Here is a 22,424-nt window from a genome sequence, read left to right as displayed (position 1 = left end):
TGGAATACGCATACGGAATACGCAACACGCTTCATCACCCACCGATTTGATTCATCGCCCGATTTTGGGCGAATTTCCCTGCGGAGAGCTCATGCCCCCACGGTTTGTGATAGGCGCCATCGCGCATCAGCGCGCGCAGCTCCTCCCAGGATGCGCCTGCGCGCAACGGCGTCAATAAGTCTACTTCGTCCTCGCGCAGCAGACAGAGACGCAGCTTCCCATCCGCCGTCAACCGCACGCGGCCACACCCCTGGCAGAACGGCTCGGTCACGCTGCTGATGAAGCCCACCGTCCCTTTTGCGCCGCGGATGCGGAAGGGGCGGCTTGGATCGATAAAATCGTAGCCCACCTCCTCGAGCGGCCCGAAGTGCGCTTCGATGCGCTGCTTCATCTCGGCGTAGGTGACGACGTTTGTCTGCTGAAAGTCGCTCACTTCGCCGAACGGCATCATCTCGATAAAGCGCACTTCCCAGTCGTTTTCCACGGTCAACTGCGCCAGATCGATCATGTCTTGCCCGTCGTTAAAGTGACGCACGATCACGGCGTTGAGCTTGATCGGCGTCAGCCCCGCCGCCTCCGCCGCCTGGATTCCACGCCACACATCCTCCAAATGCCCCCAGCGCGTGATGCGATGAAATTTCTCTGGATCGAGCGTGTCGATGCTGATGTTGACCCGCTTCAGCCCTGCTTGCGCCAGCGGTCGCGCCAGCTTGTCGAGCAGGATGCCGTTGGTCGTCATCGCCAGGTCCTGGATGCCAGGCGTTGCAGCGATGGCGCGCACCAGCTCCACGATGCCGGGGCGGATGGTCGGCTCGCCGCCCGTCAGCCGAATTTTGGTGACACCCAGGCTCGCCGCAATTTTGACCAGATAGAGCAGCTCCTCGTCGCTCATCAGCTCATGGCGGGGCCGAAAATGCATGTCTTCCGGCATGCAGTAGACGCAGCGCAAATTGCAGGCGTCGGTCAGGCTGATGCGCAGATAGTTGATGCGCCGACCGTAGCTGTCGAAGGTCGGCTCGATCGCGAAGCCCTCCGGCAGCGGCGCGACCGTCACTTTGTCTCGGCGATTCGTGTAGAGGGTGACGTTGCCTATCACATGCTCCTCACATTCAACTTTCGCACCCGTCGGCAAAAGCGCGCTTTTGCATTATGCCGCCAGCAGGATTTCCTGGCAACGCGCAGTCGCGTCGGATCGCTTCGCTTCCCCCTCGGCTTCGATCTGATAGGCGCAACACTTGTCGTTGTTGACGACCGAAGCGGTGCGACTGCAAGGTGCGCCGACCAGTCGGTCGATCAGCCATTGATCCATCATGCACAGTTCCCGATGCTCGTCGGACATGCCTGCGTAGGGGCAGTTGTGTTTATAGAGCATGTACACCTCCCCCTCGCCGTCCGCCGGCTCCCAACGCGCCAGGTATCCTCGTTCATTGAGAAAAGCCGTGATGCGCTCCAACCGTTCAGGCATCGGGAGCGCTTCGAGGTCGGCGACATGCGCCTCCGCCGCCATCTCGTCGGCCAGCGACTCAAAGATGGCGTCGACCTGTTCAGGCGGCAATCTCTGCTTGAGCTGCCGCACCATCCCTGCGGCGAGAACGGCAAAATTCTTGGGGAAAAGCTCGATTGCGTCGTCGGTCAACTGATAAATCTGTTGGGGGCGTCCGACGCCGCCCGTGCGCTCCAGCCGCCCTACGCGAATCAGGTTGTCTCCCTGGAGAATGTCCAGATGGTGACGCACCGAAACCGGCGCCATATCGAGCCGCTCCGCCAGCTCGGCGACGGTGGCGCCGCCTGTCTCCTTCAAAATTTCAAGAATATGCCTGCGAACTGCGTGCACGATCTGGGCCTGTCTTTAACTTGCTTCCTACACGAACTTACGCACTGCAAACGTTCGGCGCAACGCAAAAGGGTTCCGCCAGAATACGCTTTTATCGGTCAGCCCTCTTATAGCACAAAACAGCCAGGGCGTCAATTTTTATAAAATTTATGATAAATATCTGCGTAAGGACGGTCAGCCGAAATTGCGCGGACCGATCGGCGTGCGTTCGTCGCCTGTGAGGCGTGCGGCCAGCCCGGCGCCCTTGTCCGTCAACAGAAAGGTGGCCGCCGGGAACTTCATGTTGCTCTCGATCAGACCGGCGCGCACCAGTGCGTCCACTACGCCGGCTTTGACTTCAACCACGCCGGTCTCGTCGAGACGATGCAGCAAATATTGCTTGACGCCATCGACCGTGCGATGCACTTTCAGCCGGTCGCCTCGCTGCATGGCGATGAGAACATCTCGCTGTTCTGTCGAAAGGCGCATCCTTCCTCCGCCATTGGATGCTCTTCCGCCTCACTTACGCCTCAATCTGATGGCCGGCCCCGCTCATCGGCTAGCCGAGTTCATGAACATATTGCTGCAGTTCACGCTGATTGATTTTGATGTATTGGTCAGGCAGGATTTCGTTCATCTCCTCTTCGGTTAGACGAATCCGCAAGATTTCCAGCGCATCTTCCGGCGACTGCCCGTAGGCCAGTTTCTTTTTGCCGTTTTTAAGTGAGAACAGATACATGTAATGCGGGTTGGAAAAGCTGCTCATATCAAAGCCTCCTCCTGTTTGCGTAATTTGTCGACTTGCGTTTCGTCGCCGCTCAGCCTTTTACGCCTTTACGAGCGTGCCCTGATAGAGTTCAGCCCCACGCGTGACGCCGTGAAGCCCTTTGTTGATCTCATCATCGTATTTGCCGGCGAGCAAGTCTCGGTAGAACTGATAGTCCACGCCCTTGACCTTCTCGTCGTCCGGGTAGCGATGGTAGTTGTCCTGCGACATCAGGCTTTTGCCCTCGGCGATCAGTTGGAAGCCCAGCGCTGAGCCGGGATAGGGAGCGTAGTAGGAGATCGACGGGAAGACGCGCTTCATACGCTTCAACATGCGCATGGTCTTGAAGGCGTCTTCGGGCGTTTCGCCGGGAATGCCCAACATGATGTTCGACCAGAATTTCGGCGGCTGCTCCCCCTTGGCCTCCAGCTCGTCGCCCAGCCGGTTGACCAGATCGATGGTGAAGTAATTGTCCTCTTCGGTGCATTCTTTGTTGAGCAGCCGTAAAATGCGGTCGCTGCCCGATTCAAAGCCGATCGAGATCGTGCGCCAGTTGGTCTCGCGCACCAACGCCTCGAAGAGGTCCGGCCACTGCCGCACGGTGTCGGCGCGGCCCGCCGCCCAGTAAGTCCACCGCTTGGTCTTGCGCGGGTATTTTTCAATCCACTCGCGCAGCCATTTCGGGTTTTGGAAGAACATCGAGTCGTGGATCACGACAGACCCGATGCCGTATTTACGATCCAGGTAATTCAGCTCGTCGATCACCTGATCGACCGGCTTGCGCCCCATGTTGGGGATGTAGGAATTTTCGTTGCAGAAAACGCACTGCCACGGGCAGACCCGACTGGTGAGGATGGTGGCGACCGGACCCGGCCCCCAGCCGCATTCCGGCTCGAGCGGCCAGCGCCACTTCCAGCGCCGCTTGATGCGCCAACCGACCGGCTTGGGCCACAGTTCACGATTAATCATCGGCCAGTCGGCCATGGATTTGGCCCCGACGCCGTGCACCAGCCGGGGATAGGCCGCCGGGTCTTTGACCAGATCGACGATTGTCAGCTCTCCAGGTCCTTGCACCACATGGTCAAACGCATTGATGGCGAGCATTTCATGAGGCGCAACCGTCGCATGCATGCCGCCGGCGATCACAATGCCGTTCGGATTGACCTGTTTGAAGATCTCGGCCGATTTCTTCCCGACCGGAAAGGTGTAGCTGCGCACATTCATCAGCAGCATCTCATAGCCTTGCATCTGTTTCGCAAGCTGCTTCCAGGCCGTCACCGCCCGCGTCGAGACCAGATCGGTGAGGATGCCATGGTTGTGCATGATCGTGCGCAACAGGCCGAGGCCGTGATCCTGCCACTGTTCATGCGGCCCACTGGGGTGGACAAGGTCGCCCAGATCGCCCAGGTCCACCCAGAGAATTTTAGGCTTGATGGATGATTTTTTGCCCCAAGGCCATGAAAATCTCACGATCGCTGCTCCTCAAATCATTCGCTTTTTGAGCGGCGCTGCACAGAGGTCTTTCACCCCACACTGTTGTGCGCCTCGAATCGTCGCGAGTATAGCACGCCGGTGGATCGGTGTCAATTATTATGAAAATCGTGAGAATTATTGACTCGGAGTCGATTGACGCTTTCAGCGCAGTCCCGGTACAATCCTTGCAGGGTTGCCACAGTTTTTTATCGTGATGCGCTCGCTGCTTTCATGCTTGCGATAGAGGGAGAGCATCGAAAGGCGAAGGGCACAGAACGAAAGGGGCGAACAGACGATGGACAGGCGACGGCTGCTGGCGGTTGCGCGCGGGGAAGCGCCCGCCGATCTCCTCTTGCGGCGGGCGCGCGTTGTGAATGTCTTCTCGGGCGCTGTCGAGGAGACGTCGATTGCGCTTGCCGGCGACCGGATCGCCGGTTTGGGGGTCGACTACCAGGCGCAAGAAGTGATCGATCTCGACCGCGCGTATGTGGCGCCCGGCCTGATCGACGCGCATGTCCACATCGAGAGCAGCCTCTGCATCCCGGCGCAGTTCGCCCGCGCGGTGTTGCCGCGCGGGGTAACCACCGTCGTGATTGACCCTCATGAGATCGCCAACGTGGCGGGCATGGCCGGGCTGCGCTTCATGGCGCAGAACAGCGCCGGCCTCCCCCTCAGCGTCGTAATTATGGCCTCCTCCTGCGTGCCGGCGACGCACATGGAGACCAACGGCGCCACACTCACGGCGACGGAGCTGGCGCAGCTGCTCGCCGAAGGCACGGTCCATGGCCTGGCCGAGGTGATGAATTTCCCCGGCGTCGTCTACGGCGATGCAGAAGTATTGGCGAAGATCGCCGCCTTCGAGGGCAGACCGCGCGATGGTCATGCGCCGGCGCTCACCGGCAAAATGCTCAACGCCTACGTGGCGGCCGGCGTCGGCAGCGAGCACGAATGCACCACCGTGGAGGAAGCGCAGGAAAAACTGGCGCGCGGCCTCTACATCCTGATCCGGGAGGCGACTAACGCCCATAACCTGCACGCGCTGCTCCCCCTCGTCACCGAAGCCAACAGCCGACGCATCTGCTTTTGCACCGACGATCGCATCCCCGGCGATCTCCTCGACCAGGGATCGATCGATTCTATGGTGCGCGAGGCGATTCGCTTTGGCGTAGCCCCGGTGACGGCGCTGCGCATGGCGACGCTCAATCCCGCCGAGTGGTTCGGCCTGCATGACCGCGGCGCCATTGCGCCTGGACGCCGCGCGGATTTGATCGTCTTCGATGACCTGACGGCGCCTCAGCCGCGCCTCGTCTTTGCAGGAGGGCGGCTCGTCGCCCAGGGCGGCGCTCTAAGCGTCCCCATCGGGTCGACCGAAACCATTCCCTCTGAGGTGAGCAGCACCGTCAACATTCGGTGGGAGGCCGTTGATCTGAGGGTGCCGACGACCGGCGGGCGGATGCGCGTGATCGGTTCGTTGCCCGGTCAACTGATCACCGAAGAACGCATCCTGCCCGCGCGCATCGTCGACGGCTACGCGGTGGCCGACCCAATCAACGACGTGCTCAAGATGGCGGTGATCGATCGGCACAAGGCGAGCGGAGCGATGGGGCTGGGCTTCATTCAAGGCATCGGTTTGCGCCGCGGGGCGATGGCGGGAACGGTGGCGCATGACCATCACAACCTGGTGGTGATCGGCGCCGACGATGACTCGATGATGACGGCGGCGCGCGCCGTGGCGGACATGGGCGGGGGCCTGGCGGTCGTGGATGGCGACCGGGTGCTCGCTGCGCTGCCGCTGCCGGTCGCCGGCCTGATGAGCGACCGACCCATCGAGGAGGTGCGCAGCCGCTACGATGCACTCATTGCGGCCGCCCAGGCGCTCGGTTCGCCGCTGCACGATCCCTTCATGGCGATGAGCTTCATGGCGCTCGAGGTGATTCCCAAGCTCAAGCTCACCGACCAGGGGCTGGTGGACGTGGAGCGATTCGAGATTGTGCCGCTATTTATCGATTCGTCGTCTTCAGCGTAAAATCAATCGCACGGGTTAATTTTTCAAAGCGGGAAAAAATTTTTAAGAGGGCTAACAATGTTTTACTCACTGACACCTGCTCCGCCTGATCCGATTTTAGGACTCACCGAAGCATTCAAAAAAGATCCCAATCCCAACAAAATCAATCTCGGCGTCGGCGTCTACAAGGACGCTCAGGGACGCACGCCTGTATTGGCCTCGGTCAAGCGCGCCGAAGAGCGACTTCTTGCAGCAGAGCAGACCAAAAACTACCTGCCCATCGAAGGAGACCCTGCCTTTGGCGACGCCACCCAGGCGCTGCTCTTCGGTAAGGATCATGGGGTCGTGCGCGACAGGCGCGCGGTCACGGTGCAGGCGCCGGGGGGGACCGGCGCGCTGCGCGTGGCGGCGGATTTTATCGCCTCCACGCTGGAAGCTAAAACGGTTTGGCTGAGCGACCCAACCTGGCCTAACCATCCGAACGTCTTTCAGGCGGCGAAGCTCAAAACGGCGACCTATCCTTACTTCGACAAGCCCACCAATGGCGTCGATTTTGACGGAATGATGGCGGCGCTGCATCAGATTCCGGTCGGCGACGTCGTCGTGTTGCATGGGTGCTGCCACAATCCAACCGGCGTGGATCTCACCCCGGCGCAGTGGGAAGTGGTCGCCGAAGAGTTGGCGCGGCGCAATTTGCTGCCGCTCGTCGATTTCGCCTACCAGGGGTTTGCCGACGGCTTGCAGGAGGACGCGCGCGGCCTGCATATTTTGGCGCGCCACTGTCCGGATCTGTTGATCGCCAGCTCCTATTCTAAAAATTTCGGGCTGTACAATGAGCGCGTCGGCGCGTTGACGTTGGTGGCGGGCTCGCCTGCGGCGGCGGAGACGGCGCTGAGCCACATCAAGCGCGTGGTGCGCGCCAACTATTCCAACCCGCCTGCGCATGGCGCGGCGATCGTCGCCACCGTGTTGAATGACGGAGAGCTGAAGCGCCTCTGGGAGGACGAAGTGCGCCAGATGCGCGACCGCATCAACACCATGCGTCACCTTTTCGTCGAGACGCTTCAAGAAAAAGGCGTCACGCAAGATTTTTCGTTCATCGCCCGGCAGCGCGGCATGTTTTCTTTCTCCGGCCTGACGCCGGAACAGGTGAAAGCCCTGCGCGAACGCTATTCGATCTACGCCGTCAGCTCCGGTCGCATCAGCGTGGCCGGCATGACGGAGGAAAATATGGACTATCTCTGCAGCGCGATCGCCGCAGTCCTGAATTCGCCCTCCTGAATCGCCGGTGGCTGAGCGCTTTGTCGTTGACGACCTGCCTGCGCCCCAACGTCTCGACCGCGTCCTGCGCGCCCGCTATCCCCAGAGTGGGCGCCAGGCTATTCAACGTTTGATCGGACAACGCCAGGTGGAGGTCAATGGGCGCACAGTGTGGCTGGCCTCCTGGCTCGTCTCCAACGGCGATGTCATCACCGTCCACCGCGCGCCCGCTACGCTGCCCTCCCATCCCCAGCAGTTCGATCCTGCCTGGCTCATCGCCGACGAAGGCGACCTGTTGGCGGTGAACAAACCGGCCGGGCTGCTCTGCGAGCCGCGGCGCGGTCTGGATCGGCCGTCTCTGTTGCAACTGGCTACAGCGCATTTCGGGCCGCTCACGCTCTTTCACCGCCTGGATCGCGACACTTCTGGCGTGGTGCTGTTGACGCGCGGGGGCGAGATCAACGCCTTGCTCGCCCGCGCTTTCCAGGAAGGGTTGGTGCACAAGGAATACATCGCCGTAGTGGCTGCGCCCAACCGTCTGGCGCAGCGCGGCGTGATCGATGTGCATCTGCGCCCCAGCCGGCGTCGCCGCGATCAAATGGAGGCGACGGAGCGAGGCGGACAGCGCGCGGTCACCCGCTACGAAGTGCTCGCCGCCGGCGACAATCGCATGTGGGTGCGTCTCTTCCCGGAGACGGGGCGCATGCACCAGTTGCGCGTGCATCTGGCCTATTTCGGCGCGCAGATCCTGGGCGATCGCCTCTACGGTTCGGCGCACTCTGCGCCTCGGCTGATGCTCCACGCCCGCTCCATCACCCTGCCTGCGCAGATTTTCGGCGTCGAGCGTCGATTCGTTGCGCCGACGCCGCCGGACTTCACGCTGAACCAACCGCCCAGCTCATAATGCATATTTTGTCGCTTGCGTCCGTCGTCGAGCGCCCTATGCTGGGGAGAGCGATGCATCCTTCTCCGCTCCTCATCGATCTGGGAGATTTCGATGGCTTTGCTTTACGGCTCCCTGGCCTACATGGCCGGCATCCTGATCGGTCGGGCAATCTTCGACTGGCTGGGAGTGCGCTGCCCGCTGCCGGAATGGCTCTGGCTCGCTCCGTTTGGACTCTTGCCGCTTGTCCTGTTCCTGCAGCGACGCAACGAGGCAAAGATGGGCGCCGGCATGCGCTGGCCGACGAGCGCCGGTTTCGAGCCGCCTCGCCCCTCCGCAGCGCCGGGGCTGCTTTGGGCGCTGGCGCTGTGCGCTGCGGCCGGCGCGCTGCGCTATGCGGGCCATCCCTTCACCCCTTGCTGGACGCCCACCGATCTGGCCTATTACAACCTTCCCGCCGACAGAGCGTTCGAGCGCAGCGCGCCCAAGATGACGCTCTTTGGCTTTGTGGACAGTTACCCGCTGGTCGCCGACGTCAAACAGCGGCTGGTGATCCACGTGCACGCGCTCGAGATCGACGGCGTCCAGCGCGCTGTAGCGGGAAAAGTGCGGCTCAGCACCGGCATTCGCGAGCGCTATCGCTATGGCCAGCCGGTGCGCGTCACCGGTCGGCTGACGACGCCGCCGGACTTCGACTCGTTCAGCTTTCGAGAATATCTGGCGCGTAAAGGCATTCACAGCGTGCTCTACGGAGCGGTCATCGAACCGATGGATGCGCCGCCCCAGGGCAATCCGCTGCTTGCTGCGCTCTACGCCGTGCGGGCGCGCGGGGAGCGCTTTCTGAACCGGGCGCTGCCCGAGCCGTACGCCGCCCTGGCCAACGGCATGTTGCTCGGCATCGAATCGGGCATTCCTGACGAGCTGTACGATCAATTCAACGCCACCGGCAGCTCGCACGTCATCGTCATCTCCGGCTCGAACGTGGCCCTGATTGCGGGCGTGATCATGGCGCTGATGGTGCGCATCGTCGGAGGCGGACGGGCGGTCTGGTTTACGGTGGCGGGCATCGCCTGCTATGCGCTGCTGGTGGGCGGGGATGCGGCGGTGATGCGCGCAGGCGTGATGGGCAGCCTGGCGGTGGTTGCAGCGGGCATGAACCGTCGCAGCACGGCCCTGGTCAGCCTGGGCGCGGCCTGTGCGCTGATGACGCTGCTTAACCCACTGGCGCTGTGGGACGTGGGTCTGCAATTGAGCAGCGCGGCCACGGCCGGCCTCATCCTCGTGGCGCCCGACCTGATCGCCGGCTTTCGCAAAACGCTTTCGGCGCTCCATCTGAGCGCCTTTGCCCGTGGGCCGGTCGGCTCCTTCTTCGAGGAGAGCCTGATGGTGACGATGGCCGCCAACCTGACCACGATGCCGCTGGTCGTCTACTATTTTGGCAGGCTGAGCATCGTGAGCCTGCTCACCAACCTGTTGATCTTGCCCGCCCAGCCGCCGATCATGCTGGCGGGCAGCGCCGGCGCAGCGGCCGGCATCGCAGGGCTAGAGTTGATTGGCCGCCTCCTCCTGACGTTGCCCTGGCTCTGTCTGGCGTGGACGGTTCACATCGTCCAGTGGACGGCCGCACTGCCGGGCGCCAGCCTGGAGATTGCCGGTTACAATACGGCCGCGCTGCTCGCCACCTATCTGGCCCTCGTCGCCGCCAAAACCCAGCCGCGCTGGCGAGGCATGTTGACTTTGCTTGACCGATGGAGCGCCGCCGTCCGATGGAGTCGACTCGTCAGCCCGACTGCAGCGATAGGGCTGGCCATGACGACCGTGCTGTCATGGTCCGCGGTCGCTTCGCTGCCGGACGGGCGATTGCATCTCTGGTTTCTTGATGTAGGCCAGGGGGACGGCATTTTCATCCAGACGCCGTCGGGACGCCAGGTTTTGGTCGACGGCGGAGCCAGCCCGGAGACGCTCTTCGCCGAATTGGGCGCAGTGATGCCCTTTTGGGATCGCACGATCGACCTGTTGGTGCTAACCCATCCTGACGGCGACCACATGGCGGCGCAGACGGAAGCGCCAGCCCGTTACCAGGTGGACTTTGCAATATACACGACTCACGCTGCGCAGCATCCCGACGCCGTGCTCTGGCGAGAACGCATGACCATCAACGCCGTGACGGTGCTGGAGCAGGCGACGGGAAGTTGGCTGGATTTGGGTGACGGCGTGGCGCTATGGGTCTTATGGCCGCCAGCGGAGGGCGTCCAGGCGAAGGATGTCGACAACGAACATTCCCTGGTGTTGAAACTGGTGTACGGCGACTTCAGCGCGTTGTTGACCGGCGACGCAGGCCTTGCCAGCGAAGAGGCGATGACGGCGCAAGGCAGTCCACTGCAGGCGACGCTGCTCAAGGTGGGCCATCACGGCAGCCGCACCAGCACCGGGTCTGATTTTGTTCAAAGAGTGGCGGCTCAGGTCGCCGTGATCCAGGTGGGCGCCGACAACGACTACGGCCATCCTCACCCGGAAGTGTTAAAAGCGCTGGAGGGCCGCACAGTGTTGCGCACCGACCGGCAGGGACGCATCCACGCGCGGAGCGATGGGCGCCGGATGTGGATTGAAACAGAGCGCTGAACGCCTCTCAAGCTCGAGACGGTCGGGTCAGCGCGGCCGGGCCGCCAGTGTGAGCGGAATCTCCAGCGTCCGTCCCTGGCGCTCGACGGTGAGCGTGATCGTATCGCCCGGGCTTGTATATCGCGCCAGGTAGACCAGCAGGTCGTCGAACGTGCTGAGAGGGCGGCCGTCGACCGCCACAATAAAATCTCCACCGGTTCCGGATGGACATACGCCGGGAAACGCGGTTCGGATGGCTCTATCGGCGCCGCGCAGGCCAGCGCGGGCTGCGGGCGTGCCCCGCATGACTTCGTTGACAAGCACCCCACGACGATCTTTGTCAAGCCCTTGTTCATCGCCACAGATCGGACTGAACGTCATGCCGCTGATGCCCATATAGCTGTGATCGTAATATCCTTTTTCGATGAGGCTAGGCACCACGCGTTCTACGATGGCAACCGGGATGGCAAAGCCGACGCCGCTGTTGGCGCGCACTTCGGAGCGGATCTGTGCGTTGACGCCGATCACCTCCCCACGCTCATTGAAGAGCGGCCCCCCCGAGTTGCCCGGATTGATGGCGGCGTCGGTCTGAATGGAATCCGGGATGCTGTAACTGCCGCGGGTCGAGGGAATGGTGCGCCCCAAGGCGCTGACGATGCCGCTGGTCAGCGTGCCCTGCAGCCCAAAGGGGTTGCCGATGGCGGCGACGCGCATGCCTACAAAAACCTCATCCATGTTTCCTAGCTTTACAGGGGCGAGTTCATACCCTTCCGGGTCGATCTTGATGACGGCTAAATCGCTGTCAGGGTCGCGACCGACGACTTCACCGATGGCTACGGCGCCGTCATAAAAGGTGACCTGAAAGCGTCTGCCCTCCTCGACCACATGGGCATTGGTGACAATATGCCCTTGCACGTCCCAGACAAAGCCGGAGCCGTTGACCAGCGGCAGCAGGCTGCCTTGATCGGGCTGGGCTTGAGGAAGCAGCGAACCGCTGCTTAACGCAGGATGCTCCATCCACACCGTGATATTGACGACGGAGCGATTGTTTTGCTCATAGAGATTGCGTAGAACTGCGCTTTCATAATCGATGCCTTCAGGCGGCGGCTGCACGATCACCAATGGCTGAGGCGTCGCCTGGAAAGCGACCGGCATCGCCGAGGGCGGCGTGCGCACTTGCGTCGACTGCACAGGAGCAGGGCGCAATATGGTCATGTACCCCAAGGCGACAACGCCACAGAGCGCGACCGACAGCCAGAAAACCGCCAGAATGACAAAGAAAAGAGGAAGCCTGGATTGTCGCGTGGGCGGCGTCAGGTCGTACATGTTCAGATCCATTTCAAATACGCCTCTACAATCGTTGTGCACACCACTGTACAGCGATCCGCTTGAATCATACGGTGAATTGGCTCACGATCCAAACTGAATTTTTCAAGCCTCCATCCGGCGGTGAATGCGTGCAGGGATCGCCGATGATGCACCCAGATTTCGAGACCGATGTGATTTCAACCGGTGCTGTGGTACAATCATCATGGCGGCGTTGAGGTCGCTTTTTTATGCAAGCGCCCATCCGCAAAAGAAGAACGATCGAGCATGAACCGACGTCAACTGGCCTTTGTCATTATTCTCAACGCAATCATCAGCCTGACGATCGCGGTGGCGGTCGTCTGGGTGGTTGAACAGCGTCGCCTGGACGTCGAGCCGTTAGTTGCATTGGAAACATCGAACGCGGCGCCGCTCCCCATCCCCACGTTCACGCCGACGCCCGCCGCCGAAAGCCCACCGGCGGAGGCCCCGACGCCGACGCCAACGCCGGAGGCCATCGGCGAGGATGAGGTCTACATTGTTCAGGCGGGCGACATCCTGTCGGCGATCGCCGCGCGCTATGGCGTCAGCATGCAGGCGATTATGGACGCCAACAACCTCACCAATCCAGATTTCGTCTTTGTCGGGCAACGATTGGTGATTCCGCGCGGCGGTTCTTCCGCCCCGCCGACCGCGACCAACACACCCTTTTCGGCGTCCACGGGGGGGACGGGGCTGCGGATCGCGTCGTTTGTCGGCGCCGGCGCGCTCGCCAGCGAGGGCGTGCAAATTGCCAACGACAGCGATCTGGTCGTCAATCTTCAGGGGTGGCGGCTCGAAAAAGAGAACGGCCCTGTCTATCAATTTGGCGGCGTCTCCCTGTTCCCCGGCGCCGGCGTCACGCTGTATACGGGGACGGGCGTAGACACAAGCGTCTCGCTCTACTGGAATCAGGCGGCGCCGCTTTGGGAGCGCGGCGCCGTGGCTCGTTTGGTCAATCCACAGGGACAGGAAATATCCAGACTCACAGTTCCGTGACCTTCTATCCATCTACGAATCGCAGAGGAACAACAGACCTATGAGCAACGGAAAGTCGAGTCGCAGTCCGCGGCGTGGACGGCGACGGTTCTTTCGTCCGGCAAAGGAAAACGCAACGCCATCTACAACGATCTCCCCAACCCCGATCTCCCAATCGCCACTTGGCTCAGAGGCGCCAGCGCGGCGCCGCAAGGCGCGACGCAAGGCGCGGTCGCGCCAGCGAATAACGGAGGAGGTGCGCGCTCCGTCCAGCGCGGAGACGGAGATCGAATACGTTCCACCTCTTTCGGTCTTTATCTACACCCACACTGCACATCCGGAGATGCGCGACAGCTATGAGTTCCGCCCGGAACATTTTTCCAAGAGCGGGCGCCGGATTGAGGATTTCCACATCGATATTTCCTCCTTGTTTGTGGAAGGCGGCGTGAGCGCCGACAACAACGCCCCGCTGCTCAAAGGGTTGCCAAAGCCGAAGTTTAACTGGACGGATTGGGAAGAGGAAGAGTGAGCGTCGCTTATGAATGCACCGCAAACAAATGCGCCGATCGTGACGATTCGTTCGCTCGCCGATCACGTCGGCGAGACGGTGACGATACAGGGATGGTGCTACGCCAAAACCGGCAAGGGGAAACTGGTATTTTTGCAGGTGCGGGATGGCACAGGCATCTGCCAGGCCGTCGTCTTTCGCGGCAATGTTGAAGAGGCGGATTTCGAGACGGCCAAATCCATCACCCAGGAAAGCAGCCTGATCGTCAGCGGAACGGTCAAGGCGGACCCACGCGCGCCGGGTGTGCCGGGCGGATATGAGCTGGACGTGCAGCGCGTGCAGTTGGTCAGCCTCGCCGAGCCGTACCCGATTCAACCGAAAGAGCACGGCGTTGAATTCCTGATGCAGCATCGTCATCTCTGGCTGCGCTCTTCCCGCCAATGGGCGGCGATGCGCGTGCGCGCCGTCATCGTGCGCGCAATTCGCAACTGGCTGGACGACCACGGCTTCCTGAACGTAGACACCCCCATCATCACGCCTGCGGCAGCCGAAGGCACCACCACGCTCTTCCAAATCGACTATCACGGCGAACCCGCCTACCTGGCGCAGACCGGTCAGCTTTACAACGAGGCCAACATCTTTGCGTTCGGCAAGGTCTACTGCTTTGGCCCCACCTTCCGCGCCGAAAAGAGCAAGACGCGTCGCCATCTGCAGGAGTTCTGGATGGTGGAGCCGGAGATCGCCTTCTGCAACCTCGAACAACTGATGGAGATCGAGGAGCAATTCGTCAGCTTCATCGTGCAGCGCTGTCTGGCGGAGTGTGAACCGGAGCTGAAAGTGCTTGAGCGCGACACCACAGCGCTGCAGCGCGTGGTTCCACCTTTTCCGCGCATCACCTACGATCAGGCGGTGGAGATGGTCAACGCCGCCGCCGCCCGCGGGGAGCTTGTGCCCGGCTATCCGGACCCTGTGCCTCCGCTCGAATGGGGCGACGATTTCGGCAGCCCGCATGAAACCTACATCGCCGCCCAGTTCGACAAGCCGGTCTTTGTGCACCACTATCCGACGCAGGTGAAGGCCTTTTACATGGAGCCAGAGCCGGATCGTCCAGAAGTTTGTCGCAGCGTCGACCTGCTGGCGCCCGAAGGTTACGGCGAGATCACGGGCGGCAGCGAACGCATCAGCGACCCGGACAAATTGATCGCCGCCATTCGACGCCACAACCTGCCGTTGGCACCGTATGAGTGGTATATCGACCTACGCCGGTACGGCTCCGTCGTCCACAGCGGCTTTGGTCTGGGCGTGGAGCGCACCGTCGCCTGGGTCTGCGGACTGGATCACGTGCGCGAGACGATCGCCTTCCCGCGCACGCTGACGACGATGCGCCCCTGAAGCGATCAGGGCGTTTGTGCACTGAGCTATGGTCTTCTTCGCCACGTTGGCCTTCGCCTTTCTGCTCACCCTGCTTCTGACGCCGTTGGCAGGCTGGGTGGGGCGGCGTTGGGGGCTGGTCGATGCGCCGGGAGGGCGCCGCAGGCACCGCGGCGTCGTCCCACGCACAGGGGGGCTGGCGCTTTTCGGCGGCTTTTTTATCACCGTGCTGCTGATCACCTTCCTCCCCGAAACATCGACGGCGGTCGCAGATTGGTTTCCGGCGCGCAACGATCCGAACGAAGAGCGTCGCCTGGCGGCGCTGTTGATCGGCTCCCTCTACTGTGCTCTCTTCGGACTGATCGACGACCGTTTCAACCTCAGCGCCGGACCTCAATATCTCATTCAATTCGGCGCCGCCGTGATTGCGTTCGCCGGCCTCATTTTCATCAAGCACGTCAACAACCCCTTCGCCGAAGGATTCCTCTGGGGGCCGGACGGCTTCCCCTGGTGGCTGGTCTTCCTGCTCACCACCTTCTGGTTCATGGGAATGATGAACACGATCAACTTTCTGGACGGCGCCAGCGGGCTGGTGGCGGGCGTCACCGCCGTTCTATCGACGGTGCTGGCGCTTCACATGATCTTCAAGGCGCAGCCGCCCCAGCTGAGCGTCGCCCTGTTGCCTACGGCGCTGCTCGGCGTCACGTTGGGGTTTCTGCCCTTCAACTTTGCGCGGCGCATTTTCATGGGAAGCAGCGGCAGCTACTTCTTAGGCTTCGCCGTCGCTGCGCTTGGCATCATCGGCGGCGCGCGGCTGGCCACCGTGATGATGGTCGTCGGCCTGCCGGCGTTGGAGGTGGGCTGGCTGATGTATTCGCGTTGGCGCCGCGGCCTATCGCCGGGGCAAGGGGGCCGCGATCACCTGCATTTTCGGCTGCTGGATATGGGCGTCGACGAACGCGTCCTGGTGGTGAGTTACTGGCTCTTCTGCGCTGTGTTGGGAGTTTTCACCCTGACGATCGACGACCGCCTCTTTAAACTGGGCGCCTTGCTGTTCGGCGCAGTGGCGGGCATTGCACTCTTCGTCTGGGCCAGCCGACAGGCGCCAGAGACGTCCGCATAGTTGCAAGCTCACCGACGCCGCAATTCGCTGCAACTTCACGGTCGGCCTTTCGTATTGTTGTTCCGAGGCGTGAAATACAACCTTTCAGGCGACCTGATGAACCTTACGATTCGGGAGGCTGTGCATCTTCCAGGAAGCTTCGAGCCTCCTGGAGGATGAAAACGCAGTCATCGAGCATGCAACAGGGGGAAGACCTATGGATTTTATCAAAGCGCTCACTTTTATCACAGAGGATCCGCGTTGGAAAGAGAAAGTTGTGATCGGCGCTGCGCTGGCGCTCTTTGCTCCGCTGATTGTGCCAGCGCTCATCCTGCTTGGCTACGCGTTGCGCCTGACGCAAAACATGCGCGATGGCAAACGGCCGCCTCTGCCGGAGTGGGATGACTGGAGCGGCGACCTGGTGCGCGGCTTCAAGCTGGCCATCGTCTACCTGATCTGGGGCTTGCCGGCGGCGCTGGCGGCGATTCCGCTCTTCTTCGGCGCGATCCTGGCGGACTCGGACAGCTTCGTGCGCACCTTCGGCGTCATGATCCTGGTCGGGACGACGTGTCTGACTTTTCTGTACGGCATTTTCGTCACGCTGATGACGCCCGGCTTTGTGCTCTGGTTTGCGCGCGACGAACAGATTCAGAGCGGCCTGCAGCTGAGCGAAATTTTCGCCTGGACGCGCCAGCACTTGATCGAGGTTGCGCTCTTCCTGATCGCAGTGTTGATCGCCAACTTTGTATTCTTTATGGCGGCCAACGTCGTCGGCACGCTCCTCTGCCTGGTGGGACTGGTGATCACCATTCCGCTGGCCACCTTTGTGGCGTATCTCTATCAGTTCAATCTGTTAGGCCAGATCGCCTACAAGGACAAAACCGGCGAGATGTACTATCCGCCCTTTGCGCCGCCGGCCCCGACGACGGAAAGCGCAGGCAACGATCCATCCATCTGAACGCACCGACTGCGGGTGTAGCAGGTTGTTCACCTTCCCGAAAGATTTGAGCTTTCGGGAAGGTGGACGGCGCAATTGATTGGCGCTGGCGGCGCAACCGGGGACATGGCGCCTTCCTGACAGTTTTTGACAAAATCGTCCGGCAATCATTGCACTCCGCTTTCGTCAAACCGAACTCCTCAATCGACCCCCTGATGAAACGCGAGCGGCATATAAGCGCGCACCTGGATCGTGTCTTCGAGATCGAGGATCACCGTTGCGCTCAATCCGCTGTCCGGCTCAAAAGGCTGCACCTGCCCCACGTTATTCGTGGCAATCGCAAAGAACTCATAGAGGCCGTTGCCCTGAGCAGGCGTGAAGTTGGCCGAGGTCTGCGAACCCGGGAAGGTGCTCCAGGTCATCCATGCGCCGGGAGCGCCGCCGAAGGGAGCGTAGCGATAGCGCAGCTCATATGACGTGATGGTCGTGCCCGGCGCAAAGAAGCCTTGCCAGTTGACGGTGATGACATTCGTCACCGGCGAAGTCGACTGGATGAGCGCCGGGTTGAAGGGCAGCACCCTGGCCACGGGATGGTCGAACACAACCGTCGTGGCCTGCGCCGTCGGACTCCACGGCTGCACGTTGCCGACGTTGTCCACCGCCTGCACGCGGAAATCGAACTTATCGCGAAATTGCGCGCCGGTGATCTGGAAGGATACAGCGGTGGACTCAGAGAGCACTTGAACCCAGGCGCCGTTGTTGACCCGAACCTGCAGATTATAATAGGCGATCCCCGACAGATTGTCCGTCCCGCTCCAGGTCACCGTGAAGGCGGGGAAGATCGTGTACTGCGGCAGCGGGTTCACCGCCGCGACCGGCGGTTCAGAATCGATGATGGTGCTGACGGGCTGACTCCACGGGCCGACGTTGCCTGCGTTATCCGCCGCCTGCACGCGAAATTCGACGGTGGCGCCGTTGGGTGCATCGCGACGGAAGCCGAAATTGTCGGTCTCGGTCTGGTTGCGCCAGTTCACCCAGCTGCCGCCGTTGATGCGATACTGGACGTTGTACCACGCCACGCCGCTGGCCGGGCACCCCGGCTGGGCGGGGTCGAAGGCGGACCAGAAGACGCGAAATTCGGCTGGCGAGAAGGTGGGCAACGCATTGACTGTCGCGATCGGCGGCTGCGTATCGCAGTTGGCGGTGAAAGTGACCTCCAGATACGGAGACAATTGGGGCGGCGAATTGGGGCCAACGCCCCAAAACTGGCGCCAACGCCCCGGCGTCGGCGTCTCGTCGCCGGTGATGATAAGGCCTCGATTCGGCTCGCCGGAGGCCCATGTCCGCACCGCAGCCGTGGCCGGCCCGGTGACCCACCCCAGCGCCGGTGGAACCGAACCCAGAGGGAATTCTGCGCCGCCGAGGAAGTTGGCGTTGTTCCAGGTGACGCTGCCTGCAGCCCAGGGCTGTTGCATCAGCTGGGCGCGAAAGCTCATTCCCTGACCGTCGCCGGGCGGCTCGATGCGGGTTTGATTGATAAAGAAGGCGGCGCTCTGAATCTGCGACTGCGGAGGCAGGCCGGCGAGGTTGAACTCCAGCAACATGCGCATCGCCTGGCGGCCGGTCTGGTTGTCCCACCCCAGTTGCATCGTCGATTCGTTGAGAAAGTTGCTGTTCGGGAAGCCGGACGCAATATAGACGCCCTGCGACGCCGGCAGCTGCACGGTGGCGTTGACGATGGCGCCTTCCACCGTGTAGTCCATCACGGCGAACTGTGTGCGGTCGGGCAGGTCGGCCAGCGCAGCAGCGCCGACCTCACCCGGTGCGAAGCCGTCTTGCCCTACGACCGCCGGGCGAGTCTTCGGCGCCTTTTCCAGAATCTCGATCAGGCTTGGCTGGAGAGCCGTCGATGGCGGCGCTTCTTCTGACGACGTTTGCGCATGGAGCGGCTGCGGGGCCGCAAGCGAACATGAGAAGGCAAGCGCAACGAGGAGCCGGAGAGTGTGTGCGGCTGCTCGTCGCGACACAATCAAATGGAGCTGCATCAGGGTTCACCTTTCCGCAAAAAAGAAGGCAAGCAGCCTCACCGGCCGGCCGCCCGAAAACTCACCGCCAGAGCGCCGTCGGCGTCGCGCAGCTCGAGCACATCTCCCCGGATCGACCACGTGGCGACCGTCTCCAGCGCCGCTAGATAGTTAGCCTCCTGCTCCATCACCCCCTCAGGCTCGCTGCAGAATTTCCGCGTAGAAAGGATCGGCGCCAGCGCAATGGCGTCGCCGTCAAGGGTGTAGCTGGTGCGATAGTTGTTGCACCCCGCCGAACCGAACAACGTCCCCTCCTCGTCGAACGTGGCCGTGATCTCGGCGCCTTCCACCAAACTCACAACCGCCTGCCGGCCGTTGTTGACCATGGTCGCCAGCCAGACGACGCCGGTCAATGAAGCCTGCGGCTGAGGAACGAGGGTCAAAACGACTGCGCCGGAAGCATCCAACAGCGCAACGCCCTCCTCTTTCGGGGCATAGGCGGCTGCCTTGCCCAGCGCCGCCAGAATCCCTTGCTCTTGCGCCATGATGGCGTCCTCGCACATCATCATGGTGCTGCCGATCTGCGCAATCGTCAACTTTTGACCGACAAGCGTATAGCTGGCGAAGAAATTGTTGCAGCCGGTGTTGCCGCCGACGCGGCCATTCTCGAAGGTGATGGTGGCTTCTGCGACGGTTTCGCCGAGCGCGCCGTCAGCGTTCAGATATTCGATGACCTGCCAGATCACGCCTTCCAGCATGGGCGCCCCTCCTTCTGTGGCCTCTCCGACATTTTCGTCCGCAGGTGCAACAGGCTCCTCCGCCGCGGGCGTCGCTGCATTTTGAGGGGTGGATGGCTCCGCCGACGGCGCCGTCACCGGCTGACAGGCGCCGAAGAACAGCGCTGCAATCGTCAACCACCCCACCAGCGACATCGCTCTAAAAACGCTCGTTTTTTGCATAGGGTTTTCTCCGTTTCTCTGAGCTGGTTTGCAACAACAAAAATCGATCATCGGCGATGAAAGCGTTGACTTCGGTCAGGGCTACTTTCATCGCTCAGGGGCTGCGAAAAGGAGAGTCAACTTCCGCAAAGAAATCGTTGTAGGTCTTCACAGAATGGGTGGCGCGCCACTCGGCGGCGGCGGCTTCCGCTGCGTCCATTTCCGCCTGAGTCAACCGGTCGGCAAAGACGAATCGTTGCGCAGCGATTTCAGGGTCGGCTTCTTCGAGCAAGGCGTAGCGAAAGAAACCGGTTTTGTAGTCCCCCTCCATGAAGGCGGCGCGGAAGGCGCCTTCGATGATTGCCTCGCGATGCCCCTGGGCAATGGCGTCTTCGAGGCAAGCGACGGCCTCGTCAAGAAATGCGTCGCCATAGCGTTCGGCGTGCATGCGGGCAAAGATGTAGAAATCCACCTGGGCGTTGGCGTAGCCGGCCGCGCAGGCTTTGCGATACCAGAAGACCGCCTGCTCCAGGTCGCCGTACAGAATGCCGAGCGCCTCCGTCGGACGATAGACATTGGCGAGCTGGCGCATCGCCTCCACGTCGCCCGCTTCGGCGGCGGCGAGCAGTTCCGCTCCGGGTGGATCGCTCAATGTAGGGCGCGGCGAGACCGCTGCGCGCACCAGCTCCACGTCGGCGACGAAGAGCGCGCCGCTCTCGCTCTGGTCGAAGACGAGCGCCACCTCGGCGATGTCGGCCAGGTTGACGCCCTCGAAGGCGCTGAGAGGCACGCGCACCGGCGTCAGCGGCAGCCGACCGGTGAAAATCTCGCCGAAGACGTCATCCGGTTGGATCTCGCCGGCCGGATAGCGCAACGCCGGTTCATCAGCGCGCATGGGAACGCGTGCAGTGGCGCCGCTGCGATCCGTCACCTGCACCGAGAAAGACTGAGGCGCGCCGGACGGATTTTCCTCCCACAGCGGATCGACCGCAACGCGTACGCTGAAGGCATCGAAAAACAGCAAATTGCCGAGGCCAATCGGCAGTTCGAAGCGCAACGCGCCGCCAGGCCTGTCCCAGCGGATGAGGGCGTGCGCCGGTTGGCCCGGGACGGTCACCTCGGCGCGGTGGCAATCCGCCAGCTCCGGCGCAGTGAACGGCGTGTAGTAGCGCGCCGGACAGAAGAGCGTCGCAATGCCTTCGGCGCGCACGGCGCCGCCGACCGGGCTGACGGCGAAATCGTCCTCGCCGAGCGGGGTCAACAATCGCAAGCGGTGGCGCGGATCCGCCAACAACGCGGCCTGCGCCGCCAACCCATACAGTTCTGCGCTGGCGGGCGTCGCTGCATCGATCCCCATGCGCACCATCGCCGCCCGCACCTGCGCCGGATCGTGGCTGAAGATCGTCGTGAGAAAGTCGACGGCGTAGTTGACAAGAAACGCCCGCTGCGCCTCTGCATCCAGAAGAGGCGCACAGTCGGGCCGTTCGCTCTGGTCGGCGAAGTCGGAGCCCAAGATTGTGTTGAAGTGATTGTGGTTGGCGCGCTCCAGCCAGACCGAGGCGGCCCAGGCAGTCTGCTCGGGCGCATTGCGCGCAAACTCAAAGAAGGCATTGCCGGCCTGATCGACGACGTCGCCGTCGCAGGCGGCGTTAAGGAGCGCCATCGGCGCCGGCGCACCACCTTCCGGGTCGACCAGAACTGCCGCCGGTGCGATCAGCAGCACCCCAGCCGTCGGACCGTAGAAGCGTTGCATGTCCACCCGAAGCTGCTCGCGCGCAAGGGCAACGGCTGCCTCCGCCCCGCGCGAGTGACCGAAGAGCGCCAGCCGCCTCCCATCGGCGCGGCCTGCCAGTTCGACGCCAAAGCGATTCTCACCACCTTCCGCAGCCTTCGCCAGCGCGTTCATGTGCAAGAGCACCAGTTGACGTAGCCGCTCCAACGGATACGGTTCGCCGAAACCGAAGGTGTTTTCAGCGTTGATGTTGATGGAGAGGGCCACGTACCCATGCGCCGCCAGCGCACGCACCAGATAGCCAAAGCCGCGATAGTTGGGCTGCTCCACTTCTGGATCGCACGGCCAGCGATCGACGCCCGCCTCATCCACCGGGCAACCGGGGTGCGCGCCATGCAGAATCAGCACGACCGGATACGGGCCGCCTTCGGCAGGCGCGGCGATCAGGCCGTTGAGCCGCACCGGCATTTTATGAAAACGGTGGTCTTCAGGAAACTGATCCTGGATCAAGGTCGTCTCGCCCAAGTTGTATTCAACGGCCGGAGGAAGAGGGGCGCCCGCAAGCCTTTCATCGTCGGTCGAGGAAGCAACCGGCGGTTGGACGGGGGTGCAGGCCGCCAGCGTCAGCACGGCGATGACCGTTAAGAGGGGGCGGCAAAGGTGCATCTGACGCATGGGAATGCTCCTGT

At 62.2% G+C, this 22,424-nt stretch carries 18 protein-coding genes; 9 read left to right on the top strand and 9 right to left on the bottom strand.

The window, feature by feature from the left end; all coding sequences use genetic code 11:
* Positions 1–34 precede the first annotated feature (34 nt).
* The 5 genes from moaA to Q0367_RS07510 all read right to left on the bottom strand — a co-directional run bounded on the left by moaA (position 35) and on the right by Q0367_RS07510 (position 4,049).
* On the bottom strand, positions 35–1,096 hold the full coding sequence (gene moaA / locus Q0367_RS07530; protein ID WP_297636780.1) for a GTP 3',8-cyclase MoaA: 1,062 nt from the start codon (positions 1,094–1,096) through the stop codon (positions 35–37).
* Positions 1,097–1,147: 51 nt separating this feature from the next.
* A complete protein-coding gene (locus Q0367_RS07525) occupies positions 1,148–1,834 on the bottom strand; it encodes a metalloregulator ArsR/SmtB family transcription factor (protein WP_297636777.1) in 687 nt (228 codons plus the stop codon).
* Positions 1,835–2,008: 174 nt separating this feature from the next.
* Positions 2,009–2,302, bottom strand: coding sequence for a hypothetical protein (locus Q0367_RS07520; protein WP_297636774.1), 294 nt, complete (start codon positions 2,300–2,302; stop codon positions 2,009–2,011).
* 70 nt (positions 2,303–2,372) lie between these two features.
* A complete protein-coding gene (locus tag Q0367_RS07515; RefSeq protein WP_297636771.1) occupies positions 2,373–2,579 on the bottom strand; it encodes a hypothetical protein in 207 nt (68 codons plus the stop codon).
* A 60-nt stretch (positions 2,580–2,639) separates the two neighbouring features.
* A complete protein-coding gene (locus Q0367_RS07510) occupies positions 2,640–4,049 on the bottom strand; it encodes a radical SAM protein (RefSeq protein ID WP_297636768.1) in 1,410 nt (469 codons plus the stop codon).
* A gap of 298 nt (positions 4,050–4,347) precedes the next feature.
* Between Q0367_RS07510 and ade the strand changes: the two genes are divergently transcribed.
* From ade to Q0367_RS07490, 4 genes are all read left to right on the top strand, one after another.
* Positions 4,348–6,078 carry an adenine deaminase gene (gene ade, locus Q0367_RS07505; RefSeq protein ID WP_297636765.1) on the top strand — a complete coding sequence of 577 codons (1,731 nt, stop codon included), beginning with the start codon at positions 4,348–4,350 and terminating at the stop codon, positions 6,076–6,078.
* A gap of 57 nt (positions 6,079–6,135) precedes the next feature.
* Positions 6,136–7,338, top strand: coding sequence for an amino acid aminotransferase (locus tag Q0367_RS07500; protein WP_298981394.1), 1,203 nt, complete (start codon positions 6,136–6,138; stop codon positions 7,336–7,338).
* A 7-nt stretch (positions 7,339–7,345) separates the two neighbouring features.
* The gene (locus Q0367_RS07495) at positions 7,346–8,221 is read left to right on the top strand and encodes an RluA family pseudouridine synthase (RefSeq protein WP_298981392.1); all 876 of its coding nucleotides are present in this window, start codon (positions 7,346–7,348) and stop codon (positions 8,219–8,221) included.
* Positions 8,222–8,314: 93 nt separating this feature from the next.
* The gene (locus Q0367_RS07490; protein ID WP_298981391.1) at positions 8,315–10,822 is read left to right on the top strand and encodes a DNA internalization-related competence protein ComEC/Rec2; all 2,508 of its coding nucleotides are present in this window, start codon (positions 8,315–8,317) and stop codon (positions 10,820–10,822) included.
* A 27-nt stretch (positions 10,823–10,849) separates the two neighbouring features.
* On the opposite strand, the gene Q0367_RS07485 is transcribed toward Q0367_RS07490, so the two are convergent.
* A complete protein-coding gene (locus Q0367_RS07485) occupies positions 10,850–12,139 on the bottom strand; it encodes a S1C family serine protease (RefSeq protein WP_297641278.1) in 1,290 nt (429 codons plus the stop codon).
* Between the two features lie 255 nt (positions 12,140–12,394).
* On the opposite strand from Q0367_RS07485, the gene Q0367_RS07480 reads away from it, so the two are divergent.
* The 5 genes from Q0367_RS07480 to Q0367_RS07460 all read left to right on the top strand — a co-directional run bounded on the left by Q0367_RS07480 (position 12,395) and on the right by Q0367_RS07460 (position 17,062).
* Positions 12,395–13,144, top strand: coding sequence for a LysM peptidoglycan-binding domain-containing protein (locus Q0367_RS07480; protein ID WP_298981389.1), 750 nt, complete (start codon positions 12,395–12,397; stop codon positions 13,142–13,144).
* A 235-nt stretch (positions 13,145–13,379) separates the two neighbouring features.
* Positions 13,380–13,652, top strand: coding sequence for a hypothetical protein (locus tag Q0367_RS07475; RefSeq protein WP_297636747.1), 273 nt, complete (start codon positions 13,380–13,382; stop codon positions 13,650–13,652).
* A 9-nt stretch (positions 13,653–13,661) separates the two neighbouring features.
* Positions 13,662–15,023, top strand: a complete 1,362-nt coding sequence (gene asnS / locus Q0367_RS07470) for an asparagine--tRNA ligase (RefSeq protein ID WP_297636745.1) — start codon at positions 13,662–13,664, stop codon at positions 15,021–15,023.
* Positions 15,024–15,051: 28 nt separating this feature from the next.
* Positions 15,052–16,125 carry an MraY family glycosyltransferase gene (locus Q0367_RS07465; protein ID WP_297636743.1) on the top strand — a complete coding sequence of 358 codons (1,074 nt, stop codon included), beginning with the start codon at positions 15,052–15,054 and terminating at the stop codon, positions 16,123–16,125.
* 196 nt (positions 16,126–16,321) lie between these two features.
* Positions 16,322–17,062 carry a DUF4013 domain-containing protein gene (locus Q0367_RS07460; protein ID WP_297636741.1) on the top strand — a complete coding sequence of 247 codons (741 nt, stop codon included), beginning with the start codon at positions 16,322–16,324 and terminating at the stop codon, positions 17,060–17,062.
* A 179-nt stretch (positions 17,063–17,241) separates the two neighbouring features.
* On the opposite strand, the gene Q0367_RS07455 is transcribed toward Q0367_RS07460, so the two are convergent.
* The 3 genes from Q0367_RS07455 to Q0367_RS07445 all read right to left on the bottom strand — a co-directional run bounded on the left by Q0367_RS07455 (position 17,242) and on the right by Q0367_RS07445 (position 22,410).
* Positions 17,242–19,086: a DNRLRE domain-containing protein gene (locus Q0367_RS07455; protein ID WP_297641276.1), complete on the bottom strand. Its 1,845-nt coding sequence runs from the start codon at positions 19,084–19,086 to the stop codon at positions 17,242–17,244.
* A gap of 38 nt (positions 19,087–19,124) precedes the next feature.
* Entirely contained in the window at positions 19,125–20,024 is a 900-nt protein-coding gene (locus tag Q0367_RS07450; RefSeq protein WP_297641274.1) for an META domain-containing protein, read from the bottom strand.
* Between the two features lie 94 nt (positions 20,025–20,118).
* The gene (locus Q0367_RS07445) at positions 20,119–22,410 is read right to left on the bottom strand and encodes a hypothetical protein (protein WP_298981386.1); all 2,292 of its coding nucleotides are present in this window, start codon (positions 22,408–22,410) and stop codon (positions 20,119–20,121) included.
* Between the last annotated feature and the right edge of the window lie 14 nt (positions 22,411–22,424).

This window comes from uncultured Caldilinea sp., assembly GCF_937128415.1.
Taxonomy (GTDB): domain Bacteria; phylum Chloroflexota; class Anaerolineae; order Caldilineales; family Caldilineaceae; genus Caldilinea.
The sequence above is the reverse complement of the archived record's forward strand: the minus strand, read 5'-3'. Positions and strand labels throughout refer to the sequence as shown.

What these genes read in the sequence shown, in the direction of transcription:
- Q0367_RS07520 (WP_297636774.1), bottom strand. Translation starts at nt 2,302, where the DNA reads ATGCGCCTTTCGACAGAACAGCGAGATGTTCTCATCGCCATGCAGCGA.
- Q0367_RS07515 (WP_297636771.1), bottom strand. Translation starts at nt 2,579, where the DNA reads ATGAGCAGCTTTTCCAACCCGCATTACATGTATCTGTTCTCACTTAAA.
- ade (WP_297636765.1), top strand. Translation starts at nt 4,348, where the DNA reads ATGGACAGGCGACGGCTGCTGGCGGTTGCGCGCGGGGAAGCGCCCGCC.
- Q0367_RS07500 (WP_298981394.1), top strand. Translation starts at nt 6,136, where the DNA reads ATGTTTTACTCACTGACACCTGCTCCGCCTGATCCGATTTTAGGACTC.
- Q0367_RS07490 (WP_298981391.1), top strand. Translation starts at nt 8,315, where the DNA reads ATGGCTTTGCTTTACGGCTCCCTGGCCTACATGGCCGGCATCCTGATC.
- Q0367_RS07485 (WP_297641278.1), bottom strand. Translation starts at nt 12,139, where the DNA reads ATGGATCTGAACATGTACGACCTGACGCCGCCCACGCGACAATCCAGG.
- Q0367_RS07480 (WP_298981389.1), top strand. Translation starts at nt 12,395, where the DNA reads ATGAACCGACGTCAACTGGCCTTTGTCATTATTCTCAACGCAATCATC.
- asnS (WP_297636745.1), top strand. Translation starts at nt 13,662, where the DNA reads ATGAATGCACCGCAAACAAATGCGCCGATCGTGACGATTCGTTCGCTC.
- Q0367_RS07465 (WP_297636743.1), top strand. Translation starts at nt 15,052, where the DNA reads ATGGTCTTCTTCGCCACGTTGGCCTTCGCCTTTCTGCTCACCCTGCTT.
- Q0367_RS07460 (WP_297636741.1), top strand. Translation starts at nt 16,322, where the DNA reads ATGGATTTTATCAAAGCGCTCACTTTTATCACAGAGGATCCGCGTTGG.
- Q0367_RS07455 (WP_297641276.1), bottom strand. Translation starts at nt 19,086, where the DNA reads ATGCAGCTCCATTTGATTGTGTCGCGACGAGCAGCCGCACACACTCTC.
- Q0367_RS07450 (WP_297641274.1), bottom strand. Translation starts at nt 20,024, where the DNA reads ATGCAAAAAACGAGCGTTTTTAGAGCGATGTCGCTGGTGGGGTGGTTG.
- Q0367_RS07445 (WP_298981386.1), bottom strand. Translation starts at nt 22,410, where the DNA reads ATGCGTCAGATGCACCTTTGCCGCCCCCTCTTAACGGTCATCGCCGTG.